15 protein-coding genes are annotated in these 16173 nt (G+C 60.5%); 6 read left to right on the top strand and 9 right to left on the bottom strand.

The genetic code is table 11. From position 1 onward, the window contains the following. Window positions 1–125: 125 nt before the first annotated feature. The 5 genes from AC1Z1G_RS04585 (at window position 126) to AC1Z1G_RS04565 (ending at window position 3672) form a co-directional block, all read left to right on the top strand. Complete coding sequence (locus AC1Z1G_RS04585) at window positions 126–1619, top strand: RNA polymerase factor sigma-54 (protein WP_483625236.1); 1494 nt, start codon at window positions 126–128, stop codon at window positions 1617–1619. Between the two features lie 122 nt (window positions 1620–1741). After that, the gene (gene hpf, locus AC1Z1G_RS04580) at window positions 1742–2047 is read left to right on the top strand and encodes a ribosome hibernation-promoting factor, HPF/YfiA family (RefSeq protein WP_347904115.1); all 306 of its coding nucleotides are present in this window, start codon (window positions 1742–1744) and stop codon (window positions 2045–2047) included. Window positions 2048–2059: 12 nt separating this feature from the next. Next, window positions 2060–2524 carry a PTS IIA-like nitrogen regulatory protein PtsN gene (gene ptsN / locus AC1Z1G_RS04575; RefSeq protein ID WP_483625234.1) on the top strand — a complete coding sequence of 155 codons (465 nt, stop codon included), beginning with the start codon at window positions 2060–2062 and terminating at the stop codon, window positions 2522–2524. A gap of 2 nt (window positions 2525–2526) precedes the next feature. Beyond that, a complete protein-coding gene (rapZ, locus tag AC1Z1G_RS04570; protein ID WP_483625232.1) occupies window positions 2527–3384 on the top strand; it encodes an RNase adapter RapZ in 858 nt (285 codons plus the stop codon). 15 nt (window positions 3385–3399) lie between these two features. Then, on the top strand, window positions 3400–3672 hold the full coding sequence (locus AC1Z1G_RS04565; protein WP_483625230.1) for an HPr family phosphocarrier protein: 273 nt from the start codon (window positions 3400–3402) through the stop codon (window positions 3670–3672). A gap of 173 nt (window positions 3673–3845) precedes the next feature. Here the strand turns inward: AC1Z1G_RS04565 and AC1Z1G_RS04560 are convergent, their stop codons facing one another. The 6 genes from AC1Z1G_RS04560 to pmbA all read right to left on the bottom strand — a co-directional run bounded on the left by AC1Z1G_RS04560 (window position 3846) and on the right by pmbA (window position 9243). Further along, entirely contained in the window at window positions 3846–4739 is an 894-nt protein-coding gene (locus AC1Z1G_RS04560) for a ZIP family metal transporter (RefSeq protein ID WP_483625229.1), read from the bottom strand. A gap of 31 nt (window positions 4740–4770) precedes the next feature. After that, a complete protein-coding gene (locus tag AC1Z1G_RS04555) occupies window positions 4771–5382 on the bottom strand; it encodes a superoxide dismutase (RefSeq protein ID WP_483625227.1) in 612 nt (203 codons plus the stop codon). Between the two features lies 1 nt (window position 5383). After that, on the bottom strand, window positions 5384–5851 hold the full coding sequence (locus tag AC1Z1G_RS04550) for a hypothetical protein (protein ID WP_483625225.1): 468 nt from the start codon (window positions 5849–5851) through the stop codon (window positions 5384–5386). 27 nt (window positions 5852–5878) lie between these two features. Then, window positions 5879–7261 (bottom strand): class II fumarate hydratase, encoded by a 1383-nt coding sequence (locus tag AC1Z1G_RS04545; RefSeq protein ID WP_483625224.1) that lies wholly within the window; start codon window positions 7259–7261, stop codon window positions 5879–5881. Next, window positions 7248–7649, bottom strand: a complete 402-nt coding sequence (locus tag AC1Z1G_RS04540; protein ID WP_483625223.1) for a FagA protein — start codon at window positions 7647–7649, stop codon at window positions 7248–7250. Before AC1Z1G_RS04540 ends, AC1Z1G_RS04545 begins: the two co-directional genes overlap by 14 nt. 247 nt (window positions 7650–7896) lie before the next feature. Continuing rightward, window positions 7897–9243 (bottom strand): metalloprotease PmbA, encoded by a 1347-nt coding sequence (gene pmbA, locus AC1Z1G_RS04535; RefSeq protein WP_483625221.1) that lies wholly within the window; start codon window positions 9241–9243, stop codon window positions 7897–7899. Window positions 9244–9351: 108 nt separating this feature from the next. Between pmbA and yjgA the strand changes: the two genes are divergently transcribed. Continuing rightward, complete coding sequence (gene yjgA / locus AC1Z1G_RS04530) at window positions 9352–9876, top strand: ribosome biogenesis factor YjgA (RefSeq protein WP_483625219.1); 525 nt, start codon at window positions 9352–9354, stop codon at window positions 9874–9876. Between the two features lie 62 nt (window positions 9877–9938). On the opposite strand, the gene tldD is transcribed toward yjgA, so the two are convergent. The 3 genes from tldD to AC1Z1G_RS04515 form a co-directional block, all read right to left on the bottom strand. Beyond that, window positions 9939–11381, bottom strand: a complete 1443-nt coding sequence (gene tldD / locus AC1Z1G_RS04525; protein WP_483625217.1) for a metalloprotease TldD — start codon at window positions 11379–11381, stop codon at window positions 9939–9941. 17 nt (window positions 11382–11398) lie between these two features. Then, entirely contained in the window at window positions 11399–12247 is an 849-nt protein-coding gene (locus tag AC1Z1G_RS04520; RefSeq protein WP_483625215.1) for a carbon-nitrogen hydrolase family protein, read from the bottom strand. 70 nt (window positions 12248–12317) lie between these two features. Beyond that, window positions 12318–16121 carry a YhdP family protein gene (locus tag AC1Z1G_RS04515; RefSeq protein ID WP_483625213.1) on the bottom strand — a complete coding sequence of 1268 codons (3804 nt, stop codon included), beginning with the start codon at window positions 16119–16121 and terminating at the stop codon, window positions 12318–12320. Window positions 16122–16173: the final 52 nt, after the last annotated feature.

Genomic DNA, 16173 nt, shown 5'->3' with positions numbered 1-16173 from the left:
AATTGTTACAGCGCTCTAGGCAAACACTTCAGTTTCGGGCATATAATTTGCTTAAGTTTGGCGCTCCGGCGCCCCTGTAGTGGATGGCGCATGTGCGCCGGCGAATAAGGTGTTAAGCCCCTGCCATGAAACCATCGCTAGTCTTGAGAATGGGCCAGCAGCTGACGATGACACCGCAGCTGCAACAGGCCATCCGCCTGCTCCAATTGTCGACCCTGGACCTGCAACAGGAAATCCAGGAGGCACTGGAGTCCAATCCTATGCTCGAACGCCAGGAAGAAGGCGACGATTTCGATAACGCCGACCCCATGGCGGACAACATCGAGCAAAAGCCCAATACCGACATTACAGAGCCCTCCTACCAGGAAACCGCCCCCACGGTGGACAACCTCGAGGAAGGCGAGTGGAACGAACGCATTCCCAACGAACTCCCGGTCGACACGGCTTGGGAAGATGTCTACCAGACCAGCGCCAGCAGCCTGCCCAGCAACGATGACGACGAGTGGGACTTCACCACCCGCACATCGGCCGGCGAGAGCCTGCAAAGCCACCTGCTCTGGCAATTGAACCTGGCGCCGATGTCCGACACCGACCGTCTGATTGCCGTCACCCTGATCGACTGCATCAACAATCAGGGCTACCTGGACGAAACCCTAGAGGAAATCCTCGAAGCCTTCGACCCGGAACTGGACATCGAACTGGACGAAATCGAAGCCGTCCTGCATCGCATCCAGCAATTCGAGCCGGCCGGCATCGGCGCACGCAACCTGGGCGAGTGCCTGTTGCTGCAATTGCGCCAACTGCCCGCCAAGACCCTCTGGCTGGCCGAGGCCAAGCGCCTGGTCAGCGACTACATCGACCTGTTGGGCAGCCGCGATTACAGCCAACTGATGCGTCGCATGAAGCTCAAGGAAGATGAACTGCGCCAGGTCATTGAGCTGGTCCAGAGCCTCAACCCTCGACCGGGTTCGCAAATCGAGTCCAGTGAAGCCGAGTACGTCGTCCCTGACGTGATCGTGCGCAAGGACAACGAGCGCTGGCTGGTGGAGCTGAACCAGGAATCGGTTCCGCGCCTGCGGGTCAATCCACAGTACGCAGGCTTCGTGCGCCGCGCCGACACCAGCGCCGACAACACCTTTATGCGCAATCAGTTGCAAGAAGCGCGCTGGTTCATCAAAAGCCTGCAAAGCCGCAACGAAACCCTCATGAAAGTCGCCACCCAGATCGTCGAGCACCAGCGCGGCTTTCTCGAATACGGCGATGAGGCCATGAAGCCGCTGGTCCTGCACGACATCGCTGAAGCGGTCGGCATGCACGAATCGACGATTTCACGGGTGACCACGCAAAAGTTCATGCATACCCCACGGGGTATTTATGAGCTGAAATACTTTTTCTCCAGCCACGTCAGCACCTCTGAAGGCGGCGAATGCTCGTCTACGGCGATCCGTGCGATCATCAAAAAACTGGTTGCCGCGGAAAATCAGAAAAAGCCGTTGAGTGACAGCAAGATCGCTGGTTTACTGGAGGCACAAGGCATTCAGGTAGCCCGCCGCACCGTCGCCAAGTACCGCGAATCCCTTGGGATCGCGCCTTCAAGCGAACGCAAGCGGTTGATGTAAGGGCCACGCCACCGCGTTCCAGGGTGTGTTCGAAAATTCGCCATCAGGCAGTTTCCGGACACAACCTAGTGGCAGGCTAACCAGCCTGCCGCCTTATGCACTGGCAACGAAGGAGAAGCTGTATGCAAGTCAACATCAGTGGACACCAACTGGAAGTGACCGAACCCCTGCGCGCCTACATCGGTGAGAAACTTGACCGACTGGAACGCCACTTTGACAAGATCACCAATGTGCAAGTGACGATGGCTGTCGAGAAACTGAAACAGAAAATCGAAGCCACGCTGCACATCCACGGTGGGGAAGTCGTCGCCAACGCAGAACATGACGACATGTATGCTGCGATCGACCTGCTCACGGACAAGCTGGACCGCCAACTGAAAAAGCATAAGGAAAAGCAACAGAGCCTGCTGCAAGGCACTGGTCGCTAACACTCTCCCCACATGATCCGACTTGAAAACATCCTGACCCCCGGCCGTTCACTTGTGAACGTGCCGGGCGGCAGCAAGAAACGCGCCCTCGAACAAATTGCCAACCTGATCGCCCGTGAAGTACCGGATCTGGAGATGCAAGATGTCTTCGAGAGCCTGATTGCCCGTGAAAAGCTCGGTTCCACCGGTTTTGGCAACGGCATCGCCATCCCGCACTGCCGCCTCAAAGGCTGCGAGTCGCCTATCAGTGCACTGATGCACCTGGACGCTCCTATCGATTTTGACGCCATCGACGGTGCCCCGGTCGACCTGCTGTTTGTATTGCTGGTCCCGGAAGCCGCCACCGATGCGCACCTGGAACTGCTTCGCCAGATCGCCAGCATGCTTGACCGCAAGGACGTGCGCGAAAAACTTCGCAGCGCCGCGACAAATGAAGCCCTGTACCAGGTTGTCCTGGAAGAGCAAAACGGTCCGTAACCATGCGCTTGATCATCGTCAGTGGCCGTTCCGGCTCAGGTAAAAGCACCGCCCTCGATGTACTCGAGGATAACGGCTACTACTGCATCGACAACTTGCCCGCCGGCCTGTTGCCTGAACTTGCCGAACGCGCACTGATCCACACCGAACTGGCCCAGCCGCTGGTGGCGGTTTCAATCGACGCACGCAACTTGCCCAGCCACCTGTCGCGCTTTCCCGAGTTACTCACGGAAGTGCGCAGCCGCCACATTCAGTGCGATGTGCTGTACCTGGATGCCGACGAAGAGACACTGCTCAAGCGCTTCTCGGAAACCCGCCGTCGCCACCCGCTGAGCAGCGCCAATCGCTCGCTCGCCGAAGCCATCAATGACGAAACCAACCTGCTGGGGCCGATTGCCGATCTCGCGGACCTCAAGGTCAATACCACCAACCTGAACCTGTACCAGCTACGCGATACCATCAAGTTGCGGCTGCTGAACCAACCCGAGCCCGGCACAGCGTTTCTGGTTGAATCCTTTGGTTTCAAGCGTGGAATGCCGGTCGATGCCGACCTGGTGTTCGACGTACGCTGCCTGCCCAACCCGTACTGGAAACCCGAGCTGCGCGACCAGTCGGGGCTGGACCTTCCCGTGGCCGAGTACCTGGCAGCCCAACCGGATGTCGAGGAAATGTTCCAGGACATCTCCAGCTACCTGCTGAAATGGCTGCCAAGGTTCGCCGCCAGCAACCGTGCCTACGTCACCATTGCCATTGGCTGCACCGGCGGGCATCACCGCTCCGTCTACCTGACCGAACGTCTGGGCCAGGCCCTGCAAAAAACCCTGAAGAACGTCCAGGTTCGCCACCGCGACCTTAGCTAAAGGATTCACACCGCGATGCCCGCTCTGGAAATTGAAATCATCAACAAACTGGGCCTTCATGCCCGTGCATCAGCAAAATTCGTCGGCGTCGCCGGTCAGTTTCCCTGCCAGATCAGAGCCGGGCGTACACCAGAAACAATGGTCGATGGCAAAAGCATCATGGCAATGATGATGCTGGCCGCCGGTAAAGGCACCCGAATCCACTTGAGCACCGAAGGCGAGCAGGAACAGGAAGCGCTGGATGCGCTGGCGGCATTGATCAATAACTTCTTCGACGAAGGCGAATAACCCCCGTTATCTTTCGGCAAGGCGGGCCTCCGTGGCGAGGGAGCTTGCCTCATCCAGGTTGCGAAGCAGCCCAAAACCTGCAACCGCGATGTATCAGATACGTCGTATACGCTGATCTGACGACTGCTACGCAGCCGAGCGGGGGCAAGCTCCCTCGCCACAAAAGCAGGCAATCAGCCCAACGCCGTGTCCATCACCATCATCAGGCAAAACCCGGCCATCAACCCAAGGCTGGCGAGTTTGTCGTGACCGTTGCGCCGCGACTCGGGAATGACTTCGTGAGTCACCACCAGCAGCATCGCCCCGGCCGCCAAGGCCAACCCCAGCGGCAAGAGCATCTCGGCCAGGCTCACCAGCCACGCGCACAGCAACGCGAATACTGGTTCAACCAAACCTGAGGCGGCGCCGATCAAGAACGCCTTGCCCCGCGACATCCCTGCCCCGGCCAACACCAGCGCAATCACCAAGCCTTCCGGCACATCCTGCAACGCAATGCCCATGGCCAGGCTATCGGCGTCCGGCATGCCGCCCCCAGCGGAAACACCCACCGCCATGCCTTCCGGAATGTTGTGAGCAATGATCGCGAAGACAAACAGCCAGATGCGCGCAGGGATCACCGGACGATCCGGAGTGCCAACCAGCATGGAGGGCGTGCCCCCCGAAACTTTACGGTCCACAAGAAACAGACCAAATGCCCCGAGCAGAATCCCGAAACAGATCAGCCCACTGGACGCCCAGGCAGACAGCCCAAGACTTTCGGCCGCTGCAATGCCCGGAACGATCAGCGAAAACGCGGTCGCCGCCAGCATCACCCCGGCACCGAAACCGAGCAACGTATCACTGAGCGCCAACGGCATGCGCCGGATGACCAATACTGGCACCGCGCCCAGGGCCGTGCCCAACGCACAAATCGCCCCGCCTTGCAGCGCCCGCATCATCCGTGGTTCAAGGTCCAGCCAGGCCAGCCCTTGGGCCACGAACAAGGTGATGCCCGCCAACAGCAACAGCGAACCCAACGCGTAACGAAACATTCGCCCACTGCTGATTGTCAGTGTTTCAGTGCCCATAGTCGGCCTTAGATCTTTTTTTGTGGGGGTCTTAAACCAGCGCTGCCTGATAGCGCTGAGCAACTTCCGGCCAATGGATCACGTTGTAGAACGCGTTGATGTATTCCGGGCGACGGTTCTGATAACGCAGGTAATAGGCGTGTTCCCAGACGTCGAGACCGAGAATCGGCGTGTTGCCATTCATCAGCGGACTGTCCTGGTTACCGCTGCTTTCCACCACCAGCGTTTTTTGCGGCGTCACGCTCAGCCAGGCCCAGCCGCTGCCGAAACGGGTCAGCGCGGCTTTGGTGAAGGTGTCCTTGAAGCTGTCGAAACCACCCAACTGCTCATCAATCGCCTTGGCCAGCGCGCCCTGTGGATTGCCTCCTCCCTTGGGTGCCATGACGGCCCAGAACAACGAGTGGTTGGCATGCCCGCCGCCCTGATTGATGACCGCTGCGCGAAGTTTTTCCGGCAATTGCTGAACGCTGGCCACCAGTTTTTCCACGGGCCATTCGGCCCACTCGGTGCCTTCGACCGCTGCATTGAGGTTATTGATGTAGGTCTGGTGGTGCTTGGTGTAGTGGATTTCCATGGTTTGCGCATCGATATGCGGCTCCAGGGCATCGTAGGCGTACGGCAAGGCAGGCAAGGTGTAAGACATCTCAATGTGCTCCATGTAGAGATCGGGGGGCTGTCGCAACGTCAGGGCTCAGGGTCGAAGCCGACGCCGACGCCACCACGGTGTTGTCGAGCAAACGGTGAGTCCGGGGATACTCGCCGTGCTCACCGATGAAATTCAATAACTCGACATAGGTCTTGCTGCTCTGGCGCAGTGCTGCTTCGCGCAGGGCCGGCGCAAGGCGGGTGTTCTGCAGGGTCTGCAATAGCCGCTGATGGATGGCGCACAAATACTCGGCACTCTCCTCTGGCTGGTTGAGGCGCAAGTGCAAATCCGCCAGGTTGTGGTGAGAAATCACGCAAGCCGCTACCGCTTCGTCGGCATCCGACCAGCGCTCGAACAACACCTGAGCCAGGGCCAATGCCTGCAAGTAGTGCTCGCGGGCATCGACCAGTTCGCCCTGCATGAAGCAGCGATTGGCCCTTTCGATCGTACGTTTCCAGTGCTCCATGGTGAGCCTCCAAAGCGGTATCGGTAATTACACGCCGCCGGCCGTGAGTTTCTCTGGGTTGAGCAACTCTTCCAGCTGGCTACGCGACAGGTCGGTGTGTTCCAGGGCGACGTCGATCACCGGACGACCCTGCTGATACGCCTTTTTGGCGATTTCAGCGGCTTTCTGGTAACCAATGATCGGGTTGAGTGCTGTCACCAGAATCGGGTTGCGCGACAGCGCTTCCTTGAGCTTGGCCTCGTTGACCTTGAAGGTGGCGATGGCTTTGTCACCCAGCAGACGGCTGGAGTTGGCCAGCAACTCGATACTGCTCAGCAGGTTCTGGGCGATGATCGGAAGCATCACGTTGAGTTCGAAATTGCCCGACTGGCCGGCCACGGTGATCACTGTGTCATTGCCGATCACCTGCGCGGCGACCATCGCCGTGGCTTCCGGGATAACCGGGTTGACCTTTCCCGGCATGATCGAGGAACCCGGCTGTAAACCTTCGAGCTCGATCTCCCCCAGACCGGCCAAAGGACCGGAGTTCATCCAGCGCAAGTCGTTGGCGATTTTCATCAGCGACACGGCGGTGGCTTTGAGCTGACCGGAGACCGCAACGGCGGTGTCCTGAGACCCGATCAAGGCGAACAGGTCCTTGCCGGGCGTGAACTGCACCTGAGTCAGTTTGCTCAACTGCTGGCTGAACCGCGCCGCAAACTCGGGATGGGCGTTGACCCCCGTCCCCACCGCCGTGCCGCCCTGGGCCAGGGACTGCAATGCTGGCAACAGGCCCTGTAAATGACCGATGCTGGCCTTGAGTTGCTGCCCCCAACCGTTGAGTACCTGGCTCATGCGCACCGGCATGGCGTCCATCAGGTGTGTACGGCCAGTCTTGATGAACGGATGAACCTGCCCGGCCTTGCGTTCAATCACCTGCACCAGGTGCAACAGCGCCGGCAGCAGCTGTTCATGCAGCGCCAGTGCGGCGCTGACGTGGATAGTGGTCGGGATGATGTCGTTGCTGCTTTGGCCACAATTGACGTGATCGTTCGGGTTGACCGGTTCGCCCAGTAAACGGCTGGCGAGGGTCGCAATCACTTCGTTGGCGTTCATGTTGGAGCTGGTGCCGGAGCCGGTCTGGAAGATATCCACCGGAAAATGCTGCATGAAATCGCCTTCCAGCAGGCCTTGGGCGGCATCGACGATGGCTTTGCCCTGAGCTTCGCTCAATTGCTTGAGCTCAACGTTGGCCTTGGCTGCCGCCGCTTTGGCGAGGATCAGCGCTCGAATGAACTGTGCCGGCATCCGCTGGCCACTGATTGGAAAGTTGTCCACCGCGCGCTGGGTCTGCGCGCCGTACAAGGCGTCGACCGGGACTTGCAACTCGCCCATGCTGTCACGTTCGATACGCGTTTTAGAGGCTGTCATCTGAAAATCCTTGCACCAGTTCTATGAGAGGAATGGAGGGTTGCAGCGAGCAGGTCGCCAGTTGCCAGGCGTAGCTTTGCCAGCGTTTGAGGCGGCAATTGCACAAAGAGAGGCGTTCGAGATCACGCAATGGGCGCCAGGCCTGGTCCAGACACTGGCTGCGCCAATGCCAGGGCAGTGCGGTATCGGCGGCGGTGTCGAGCAGAAGACGAAACGAGGTTTCGGCGATCGTCCACGAGGACGTGGCGGTGCAACACCCCAGATAACGGCCTTCAGCCAAGTAGTGGTCGATCAGGCGCGGCTCGTCAGGATCCAGCGCGCAACGGATCTGGCGACTCATCCAACGCCAGCTTTCAAGATAAGGCTGCTCGTGCAAGGCAGAACTCATGACCTGGGCTCATTCGATAATGAGATTTATTATTAGATGATAATGAGAACCAAAACAAGCACAGTAAAACACTCCGCTCTCATTGTGGGAGCGGGCTTGCTCGCGAAGGGGGGCATCACATTCAACATCTTTGTTGGCTGATAAGCCGCTTTCGCGAGCAAACCCGCTCCCACAAAGGGCCAGTGCAAGACGCAAAAAAGGCGCGCCACCTCAATGGTGGCGCGCCTTTGTGTAAACCGGCGAGGGTTTAGCTGCCCGCTACGGTCATGCGCTCGATCAGCACCGAACCGGTGCGGATGTTGCTGCGCAACTCCAGGTCATTACCGACCGCGACGATCTGCTTGAACATGTCGCGCATGTTGCCGGCGATGGTGACTTCCTGAACCGCGAACTGGATTTCACCGTTCTCGACCCAAAAACCCGCCGCCCCGCGTGAATAGTCGCCCGTGACCATGTTCAGGCCATGGCCCATCAGTTCAGTCACCAGCAAGCCACGTCCCATCCGGCGCAGCAACGCTGCCTGATCTTCGTCGCCGTGGGTGACGAACAGATTGTGCACGCCACCTGCGTTGGCAGTGCTTGGCATGCCGAGTTTGCGACCCGAGTACGTGCCCAACACATAGGACACCAACTCACCTTTTTCGACGAACGGTTTGGCATAAGTCGCCAGACCGTCGCCATCGAACGCCGAACTGCCCATGGCACGCATCAGGTGTGGACGCTCATCCAGCGTCAGCCATTCAGGGAACAGCTTCTGACCGAGTGCGCCTTCGAGGAACGACGACTTGCGGTACAGGTTGCCTCCCGAAATCGCACCGAGAAAACTGCCGAACAGACCACCGGCCAATTCAGCGGAAAACAACACTGGCACTTCACAGGTCGGCACCGGACGGGCGCCCAAACGGCTGGCCGCGCGTTGTGCAGCGCGCTGGCCGATGCTGGCCGGGTCCGCCAGCAACGTGCCCTGGCGATTCACGTCATACCAGTAATCACGCTGCATCTGGCCGTCGGCCTCGGCGATCATCACGCAGCTCAAGCTGTGGCGCGTGGACGCATAACCCCCGATAAAACCGTGGCTGTTGCCGTACACGCGGCAACCTTGATGGGTGCTAAGCGTGGTGCCGTCGGCATTCTTGATCCGGCTGTCGGCGGCAAATGCCGCCGCTTCACAGGCCAGCGCCTGTTCAATGGCTTGTTCGGGCGTGATATCCCAGGCGTGGAACAGGTCGAAGTCCGGCAAGTCTTTGGCCATCAGCGCGGCATCGGCCAGGCCCGAGCTTTCATCTTCGGAGGTGTGCTTGGCAATCGCCAACGCCGCAGCGACGGTTTCGCGAATCGCGTCCGGGCCACTGGCCGAGGTGCTCGCCGAGCCTTTGCGCTGCCCCACGTACAAGGTAATGCCAAAGCCCTGGTCGCGGTTGAACTCGACGGTTTCAACCTCGCGCTGGCGCACCGAGGTCGACAAGCCCTGCTCCAGAGAAACCGCGACTTCACAGGCACTGGCGCCCTGGCGTTTGGCTTCGGCGATGATCTGCTCGACCTGCTCTTGCAGTGCCGGCAACGCTTGTGGGCCGACGCTTTCAACTGCACTCATGCTGTTCTCCACTCAAATTCTGCTTTCGGCAAGGGCCTTCGAGCGACCGGGCCGGACAAGCGGCCCCCGACTGGTTATCATGGCGGCGTTTCTTTGCGGACGGCCACCATGGTTGATTCTTACGACGACTCCCTCGATACGGGAGAAAAAAGCAAATCCCAGGTCAAACGCGAGCTTCACGCTCTGGTTGACCTCGGCGAGCGCCTTACAACACTCAAGCCTGACTTGCTGGCAAAACTGCCATTGACCGACGCTTTGCGCCGGGCGCTGGGCGATGCCTCCAAGCACACCGCGAATATCGCGCGTAAACGGCACCTCATGTTCATCGGAAAACTGATGCGCGATCAGGACACTGACGCCATTCTGACCTTGCTCGATCAACTCGATGCCTCCACCAAGCAGTACAACGAACGCTTCCACGGTCTGGAACGCTGGCGTGATCGCTTGATCGCGGGCGACGATGCCGTACTGGAAAAGTTCGTCGTCGATTACCCGGACGCGGATCGCCAGCAACTACGCTCCTTGATCCGTCAGGCCCAGCACGAGCTCGCCCAAAGCAAGCCTCCTGCTTCCAGCCGAAAAATCTTCAAGTACATCCGTGAGCTGGACGAGACTCAACGCGGTCTGCGCTGATCCTCGTATCGGGTGAGTTGCCAAACAACTCACCCGAAGCTTCCCTGTTTCAAGAGCAGAAATCAGGATCCCGTGCCACCCACGGTGATCGCGTCGATTTTCAAGGTTGGCTGGCCGACACCCACCGGCACCGACTGTCCATCCTTGCCACACGTCCCTACCCCGCTGTCCAGCGACAGGTCGTTACCGACCATCGACACCTTGCTCATGGCTTCCGGCCCGTTACCGATCAACGTAGCGCCTTTGACCGGCGCGGTAATCTTGCCGTCCTCGATCAGGTACGCCTCGCTGGTGGAGAACACAAATTTACCGCTGGTGATGTCCACCTGGCCGCCGCCGAGGTTGGCGCAGTAGATGCCGCGCTTCACCGAGGCAATGATTTCGGCCGGATCGCTTTCGCCACCCAGCATATAAGTGTTGGTCATACGCGGCATCGGCAGGTGCGCATAGGACTCGCGACGACCGTTACCGGTACGCGCCACGCCCATCAGGCGAGCGTTGAGTTTGTCCTGCATGTAGCCTTTGAGCACGCCGTTCTCGATCAGCGTGGTGCATTCGGTCGGGGTGCCCTCGTCGTCAATGCTCAGCGACCCACGGCGACCGGCCAGCGTACCGTCATCAACGATGGTGCACAGCTTGGACGCAACCATCTCGCCCATGCGACCGCTGTAGGCCGAGCTGCCCTTGCGGTTGAAATCGCCTTCCAGGCCATGACCGACCGCTTCGTGCAGCAACACGCCGGACCAGCCCGAACCCAACACCACCGGCAACGTGCCGGCCGGTGCCGGAATGGCTTCCAGGTTGACCAGCGCCTGACGCAACGCTTCACGGGCGTAGCCCATGGCGCGGTCTTCCGTGAGGAAGTAGCGGTAATCGGTACGCCCGCCACCACCATGGCCGCCGCGCTCGCGGCGACCGTTCTGCTCGACGATCACACTGACGTTGAAGCGCACCAATGGCCGTACATCTGCTGCCAGGCCGCCGTCGGTGGACGCCACCAGAATGCGTTCCCACACACCGGCCATGCTTACCGTGACTTGCTGGATCCGTGGGTCGAGGGCACGGGTCGCGACATCAATGCGCTTGAGCAGCTCGACTTTTTCAGCGCGGCTGATGACTTCCAGCGGATTATCCGGCGCATACAGCTGGGCGACGTCCTGAGTGGTGAACGCCTGCACCGTGCCGTTCTGCCCGGCGCGGGAAATCGAACGCGCAGCACGAGCGGCTGCGCCCAGAGCCTCCAGGGTGATGGCGTTGCTGTAGGCAAAACCGGTTTTCTCACCCGACTGCGCCCGCACGCCAACACCCTGATCGAGGTTGAAGCTGCCTTCCTTGACGATGCCGTCTTCCAGCGCCCAGGACTCGGAAATCTGCCCTTGGAAATACAGGTCGGCGGCATCGATGCCTGGGCCGGCCAGATCACCGAGCACTGTTTGCAGGCTTTCAATGGTGACGCCGCCAGGTGCCAGGAGGTGTTCACTGACTGAGGACAACAACTCGCTCATAGGTTTTACGCCTTAATTCAACGTTCTGAGGCAGGCCGCTGCGCGCCCTGCGAGAAAAAGCGCCGGTGACTGGCCACCGGCATCCGCGCCCGAATGGACGCTTGTTCGCTGCTATCGCGTTCGGCCAGCAGCACGGCCTCGCCTTGATCCTGTTCAGCCAGCACGCGCCCCCAAGGGTCGACAATGGCGGCGTGGCCAAATGTCTCTCGCGGCCCCGGATGCGTTCCGCCCTGGGCCGCCGCCAGCACATAGCACTGGGTCTCAATGGCCCGGGCGCGAATCAGCACCTCCCAATGGGCCGCGCCGGTCACGGCGGTAAACGCCGACGGAGCGGTGATCAACTCGGCACCCGCTGCCCGCAACTCGCTGTAGAGCTCCGGGAAACGCAGGTCATAACAGACCGTCAAGCCCACTCGGCCGACCGGTGTGTTCGCCACCACCACGGCACTTCCATGAGCATAGTCATCAGATTCGCGGTAGCGCCCGCGATTGTCGGCCACGTCCACGTCGAACAAGTGCAGTTTGTCGTACCGCGCCACCGTCTCGCCGTGCTCATCGACCAGCAATGAGCAGGCGTTGGATTTCGCCCGGGGTTGATCCACCGGCGGTAACGGCAGCGTGCCGGCCACAATCCATAACTTGAGGTCACGCGCGGTCTGTTTCAACCACGGCAGGATCGGCCCTTCGCCCAGCGCTTCGGCGCGACCGATGTCAGCGACATCGCGACGGCCCATGGCAGCGAAGTTTTCCGGCAAAACCGCCAACCGTGCACCGCCGGCGGCCGCCTGCTCAAGCAGTTGCCGAGCGTGGGCCAGATTGGTCGGCACGTCGCTCTGGCTGACCATTTGAATCACCGCAAGAGACATGGCGCACTCCGTATCAGGTAAGCGGCCATGCTACTCCATAGGGCTGGACCGTGGCTTTTCAAAAGAAGTTTCAAAAAGGTTTGTCGAAGGTGATTTTCGGCTCTTTCCACGGACCTTTGATGGTGTATTTGACGCTGGCAAAACGAGCCACGCGATCACCGATCAGCTTGTCGATCAAAAACAGCGCGCCGCCAATGGCCGGCGCACCGACGATCAACGCGGCAATCGGCAGGTTGTTGGTCACCGGCAGGGTCACCAGCAACTTGGCGTCGACCCGGTCGGCGACCATGTCCAGGGTTCCGTTGAGTTCAAGGTTGCTCGACGGGCCGGTCAGGGTGATCGGTTCACGTGTCACGTAAACGCCGTTACTCGACACCAGCAACCCTTTGACCCGGTCGTAGCTCAGGCCTTTGCCGAACAGGTCGGAGAAGTCCAGGCGCAGGCGGCGGCCGATCGAGTTGAAGTTAAGCAAACCGAACACCCGCAACGCCTGGGCACCGCCCTCGACTTCAACGAACTGACCTTTGCGCAACGTGGCGTCCAGGCTTCCGGAAAAGCGCTTGAGCCCGACCCAGGCCGGCGAGCCTGGCCAGCGACCGTCGACATCCAGATGGAAATCTTCGCTGGTCACCGTCGGTGCGAACCCCCATCCCTTGAGCACATCACCGAGGTTCTTGCCGCCCAAGCGGCCCTTGTACCAACTGCTGGTGGCGCCGGGCGTTCCTTCCCAACTGCCCGCGCCCTGCAACAGCATGCCCTTGAGGCCCAGGTCCAGGTTGTTGAAGGCAATGCCCTTGGCGGTCGGACGGACTTTCAACGACCAGGCGCCCATCAGGTCTTTGCCCTGATACAACTGCTTGATCAAGATATCCAGTGCCGGAATCTTCGTCGGGTCGACATCGGCCAGCGGGTCCGGAGCGTTTTCATCGGCCTGGACCATGGGGTCGGGGGCAGGCAGTTTCACGTATTGAAGATTGATCGCAATCGGTGCGCCCTTGGTATCGGGAATGCTGACAGTACCTTTGGCCTGTTGGCTGTCGAGCTGCAACGCCCAGGCATCCGGTTTGCGGTTGAACAGCACCGAGGCCTGATCGAGGGTCGTGCCCATGGCCGTCAGCTTGCCGACCTTGAAATCGGCGCTGCTGAGCAATTGTTTGGCGCTGCCGCCCGGGTCTTGCCCGGCATACTGATTAACCAGCGCCTGCCAGGGTGCCACATCGAGTTCCGACAATACGCCACGAATACGCAGCCCCTTGGTGGCCGGCAACAAGGCATCGCCGTTGCCGAGAAACAACTCGCCCCTGCCATCGGCGAAGTTTGCGCCGGGGGCCGCGAACGTGAAGTTGGCAAGGTCACCGTAGTTGACCCAATAGCGTCGCTCCGGCCCTTGCAGGGTCATGCGAAACACCGTATCGCGCCCGACATTGGCGGGCAGGCCGAACGGTGCCGGCAGGTCGACCTTCACGCCCTTGAGGCTGGAGCTGACCATCATCTGGCTGTCGGCACCGTCCAGGTTGAGCTGAAGCTGATAGGGAATATCCCCGGAAACCGGCAGCGGCTGAGTGAATTTCAACCAGTCGGTGAGTTTCTTCACCGCGACCTGGCCCTTGGCGACCACACGGGTGTTCAGGCTGCCCGGCCGCCCGTCAGCGAAGATCTGCGCGGTCACCGGCCGGTCGAACGCCTGGGCGCTGATGCCTTGGCCACTCAGGCCCTTGGCGCTGTCAAAACGGAAATCGCCCTTGAGCTGAGTCAGCTCAAATTCGGGCTCACTCAATTTGAGGCGGGCCTTGGCGGTGCTGAAATCCACCACGATTTTCGGCAGGTCCCCCTTGGCCAGGGGGATATCGAGTTTCAGTTTGCCTTGCAGATCGCCGTCACCCTGCCAACCGGCGAAGGTTGTGCCGGTGCCAATCGGCGCGTCCTGAAGAATTTTCAGGCCATCGCCCAGCCCACCGGCGAACTCGCCATCAAGGAACATATGGACGTTCTGCCCGGTCGGTACATGGGGAATGTTGACGTAGACGTCACGCACCTGAGTGTCGAGCAATTGCCCCTTGCTGGCGAGGATCCGCACGCCGCTGTCTTCGATAAACACATCACCGGTAACCTTGCCGACATGGGGCCAGCCAGGCTGAAAGGCCAGTTCGGCATCATGCACCTTGAAAAACAGGCTGATGCTGCGGGCCGTTTCGGCGGCTCCGTGGTTCAGCGAACCCTGATACTGGAAGAAGCCTTCATCCACGGCGCCCTTGACTATCGCGGTACGCAGCCACTCGTCCAGCGCCGGGCTCAAGACTGCCGGCAAATACTTGGCGGTGTAGCGGCCATCCCCTTCGAGCAGACCGACCCGCAGGTCCATGTAGTCTTCCTGCGTGTGATCCAGGTGCAGGCGGATCAGGAAGTCACCGGCAATCTTGCCCTCTTCGCCGAGTACCTTGAGGTACGGGGCGACCAGCGTGAAGGCTTGTTTATCCAGCGTCCAGGTCAGGCGGGCGTTGGCCTGGAGGTACTGCCATGGCTTGGCGAAAATCGGGTCCAGGTGCAGGGAAAAGTCCTTGCTGTCCATGCGCAGCTCACCGTGACCGAGGTCACCGCTCAGGCTGCCGCTGACGTTACGGGCTGCCGGGGCGCCGTGATAGGCGTCAAAACCGACCCGGTCCAGGTTGGTGGCAAAGCTTACGCGCTGATCGCCGGTGTTCTGTGGCCGGTAATCGAGCAGCACATTACGCAGGCCACCGGTCACCTTGAGCCGCTCGATGGTGGTGGCGACGCCTTCGGGCAAGGGCGCCAGGGCATTGAGCAACGGGGTAAGCGGGGTCAGGTCGAGGCGGTCGGCCTGTACATGCCAAAGCTCTTCGGCCTTGTCGGTGGCGGCCGTTTGCTGCAGTTGCAGACGCGACTCCCAGCGGGTTTCACCCAGGTTCATCGACAACGAATCAAGGACGACGCTGAATCCTTGCGCGCTGCGCTGGAACCACGCACTGAGTGCCAGGTTGGTGAGGCTGACCGGTTTGCGTTCGGCATAGGCACCGCTGAACTGTGGCGCGTGCAGGCGCATGGCCGCGCTTTGCAATGTGCCCTCGCCCCACGTCAGCCAGAGTTCACCGCCCGCCTTGATTTCGGAGAGTTTCCATTGCTGGGTGAGGCGCGCGGGCAACCAGCGCGACCAGTCACTTTGCGGCAGGCTCAAGTAAGCCTCGGCCTCGGCGTCTTTCCACTGACTCGCCCGGATACGCGTGCGCAGGCTCAAGGCAACGGGCTGGCCGTCAGGCAGGCTCAGGCGTGCATCAAGACGCTGGCGCGCCGGGCCGGCTCTGAGATTCAAGCCGACGTAAGTCAGGGTCAGCGGCGCCTGATCCAGCGGCTGCAAGGTGACCTGACTGTCGAGCAACGACAACTGCGCCACCCTTTGCATACGATTGAGCAACTGCTCCGGGTCCAGCGGCTGATCCTGCCGGACCGGGAAACCTTCGAGGGCCCAATGCCCGTCCGCTCCCTCTTTGAGGCTCAGTTTCAGGCCGTTGAGTTCAAGACTGGCAATGCGCACCTCGCGCGCCAACAGGCTGGCCCATACATCCGGCACCACCCGCACCTGATCCAAGTGCAAGGCATTGGCGCCCTCACCGACCATCACATCACGCACGAACAGCGTCGGCGCCAGGCCATTCCAGGTACCTTCCAGGCTACCAATCTGCAACGGCATGCCCAACGCTTCACGGGCCTTGCCTTCGACTTCCACGCGATACTCGGCCACCAGCGGCGTCAGTTCGCGCCCCAGGCTGACGTAGAGCGCAGTCAGTACCAACAGCAACGCACACAGGCCAAGACCCCAGCGGGTCAGCGTAGCCAGAAGACGTATCAGACGATCCATGTCAGTTGGCTCCCATGGCAAATAGTGCGAAAAAAGCTGAAGCCAGCTGTCT

Source organism: Pseudomonas sp. JL27(2026), assembly GCF_056933555.1.
Note: the sequence above shows the minus strand (reverse complement) of the source record. Positions and strands in the feature narration are given on the sequence as shown.

Bases quoted from the DNA above. Each gene is read 5' to 3' on its own strand.
- AC1Z1G_RS04585 (WP_483625236.1), top strand. From the start codon at position 126: ATGAAACCATCGCTAGTCTTGAGAATGGGCCAGCAGCTGACGATGACA.
- hpf (WP_347904115.1), top strand. From the start codon at position 1,742: ATGCAAGTCAACATCAGTGGACACCAACTGGAAGTGACCGAACCCCTG.
- ptsN (WP_483625234.1), top strand. From the start codon at position 2,060: ATGATCCGACTTGAAAACATCCTGACCCCCGGCCGTTCACTTGTGAAC.
- rapZ (WP_483625232.1), top strand. From the start codon at position 2,527: ATGCGCTTGATCATCGTCAGTGGCCGTTCCGGCTCAGGTAAAAGCACC.
- AC1Z1G_RS04565 (WP_483625230.1), top strand. From the start codon at position 3,400: ATGCCCGCTCTGGAAATTGAAATCATCAACAAACTGGGCCTTCATGCC.
- AC1Z1G_RS04560 (WP_483625229.1), bottom strand. From the start codon at position 4,739: ATGGGCACTGAAACACTGACAATCAGCAGTGGGCGAATGTTTCGTTAC.
- AC1Z1G_RS04555 (WP_483625227.1), bottom strand. From the start codon at position 5,382: ATGTCTTACACCTTGCCTGCCTTGCCGTACGCCTACGATGCCCTGGAG.
- AC1Z1G_RS04550 (WP_483625225.1), bottom strand. From the start codon at position 5,851: ATGGAGCACTGGAAACGTACGATCGAAAGGGCCAATCGCTGCTTCATG.
- AC1Z1G_RS04545 (WP_483625224.1), bottom strand. From the start codon at position 7,261: ATGACAGCCTCTAAAACGCGTATCGAACGTGACAGCATGGGCGAGTTG.
- AC1Z1G_RS04540 (WP_483625223.1), bottom strand. From the start codon at position 7,649: ATGAGTTCTGCCTTGCACGAGCAGCCTTATCTTGAAAGCTGGCGTTGG.
- pmbA (WP_483625221.1), bottom strand. From the start codon at position 9,243: ATGAGTGCAGTTGAAAGCGTCGGCCCACAAGCGTTGCCGGCACTGCAA.
- yjgA (WP_483625219.1), top strand. From the start codon at position 9,352: ATGGTTGATTCTTACGACGACTCCCTCGATACGGGAGAAAAAAGCAAA.
- tldD (WP_483625217.1), bottom strand. From the start codon at position 11,381: ATGAGCGAGTTGTTGTCCTCAGTCAGTGAACACCTCCTGGCACCTGGC.
- AC1Z1G_RS04520 (WP_483625215.1), bottom strand. From the start codon at position 12,247: ATGTCTCTTGCGGTGATTCAAATGGTCAGCCAGAGCGACGTGCCGACC.
- AC1Z1G_RS04515 (WP_483625213.1), bottom strand. From the start codon at position 16,121: ATGGATCGTCTGATACGTCTTCTGGCTACGCTGACCCGCTGGGGTCTT.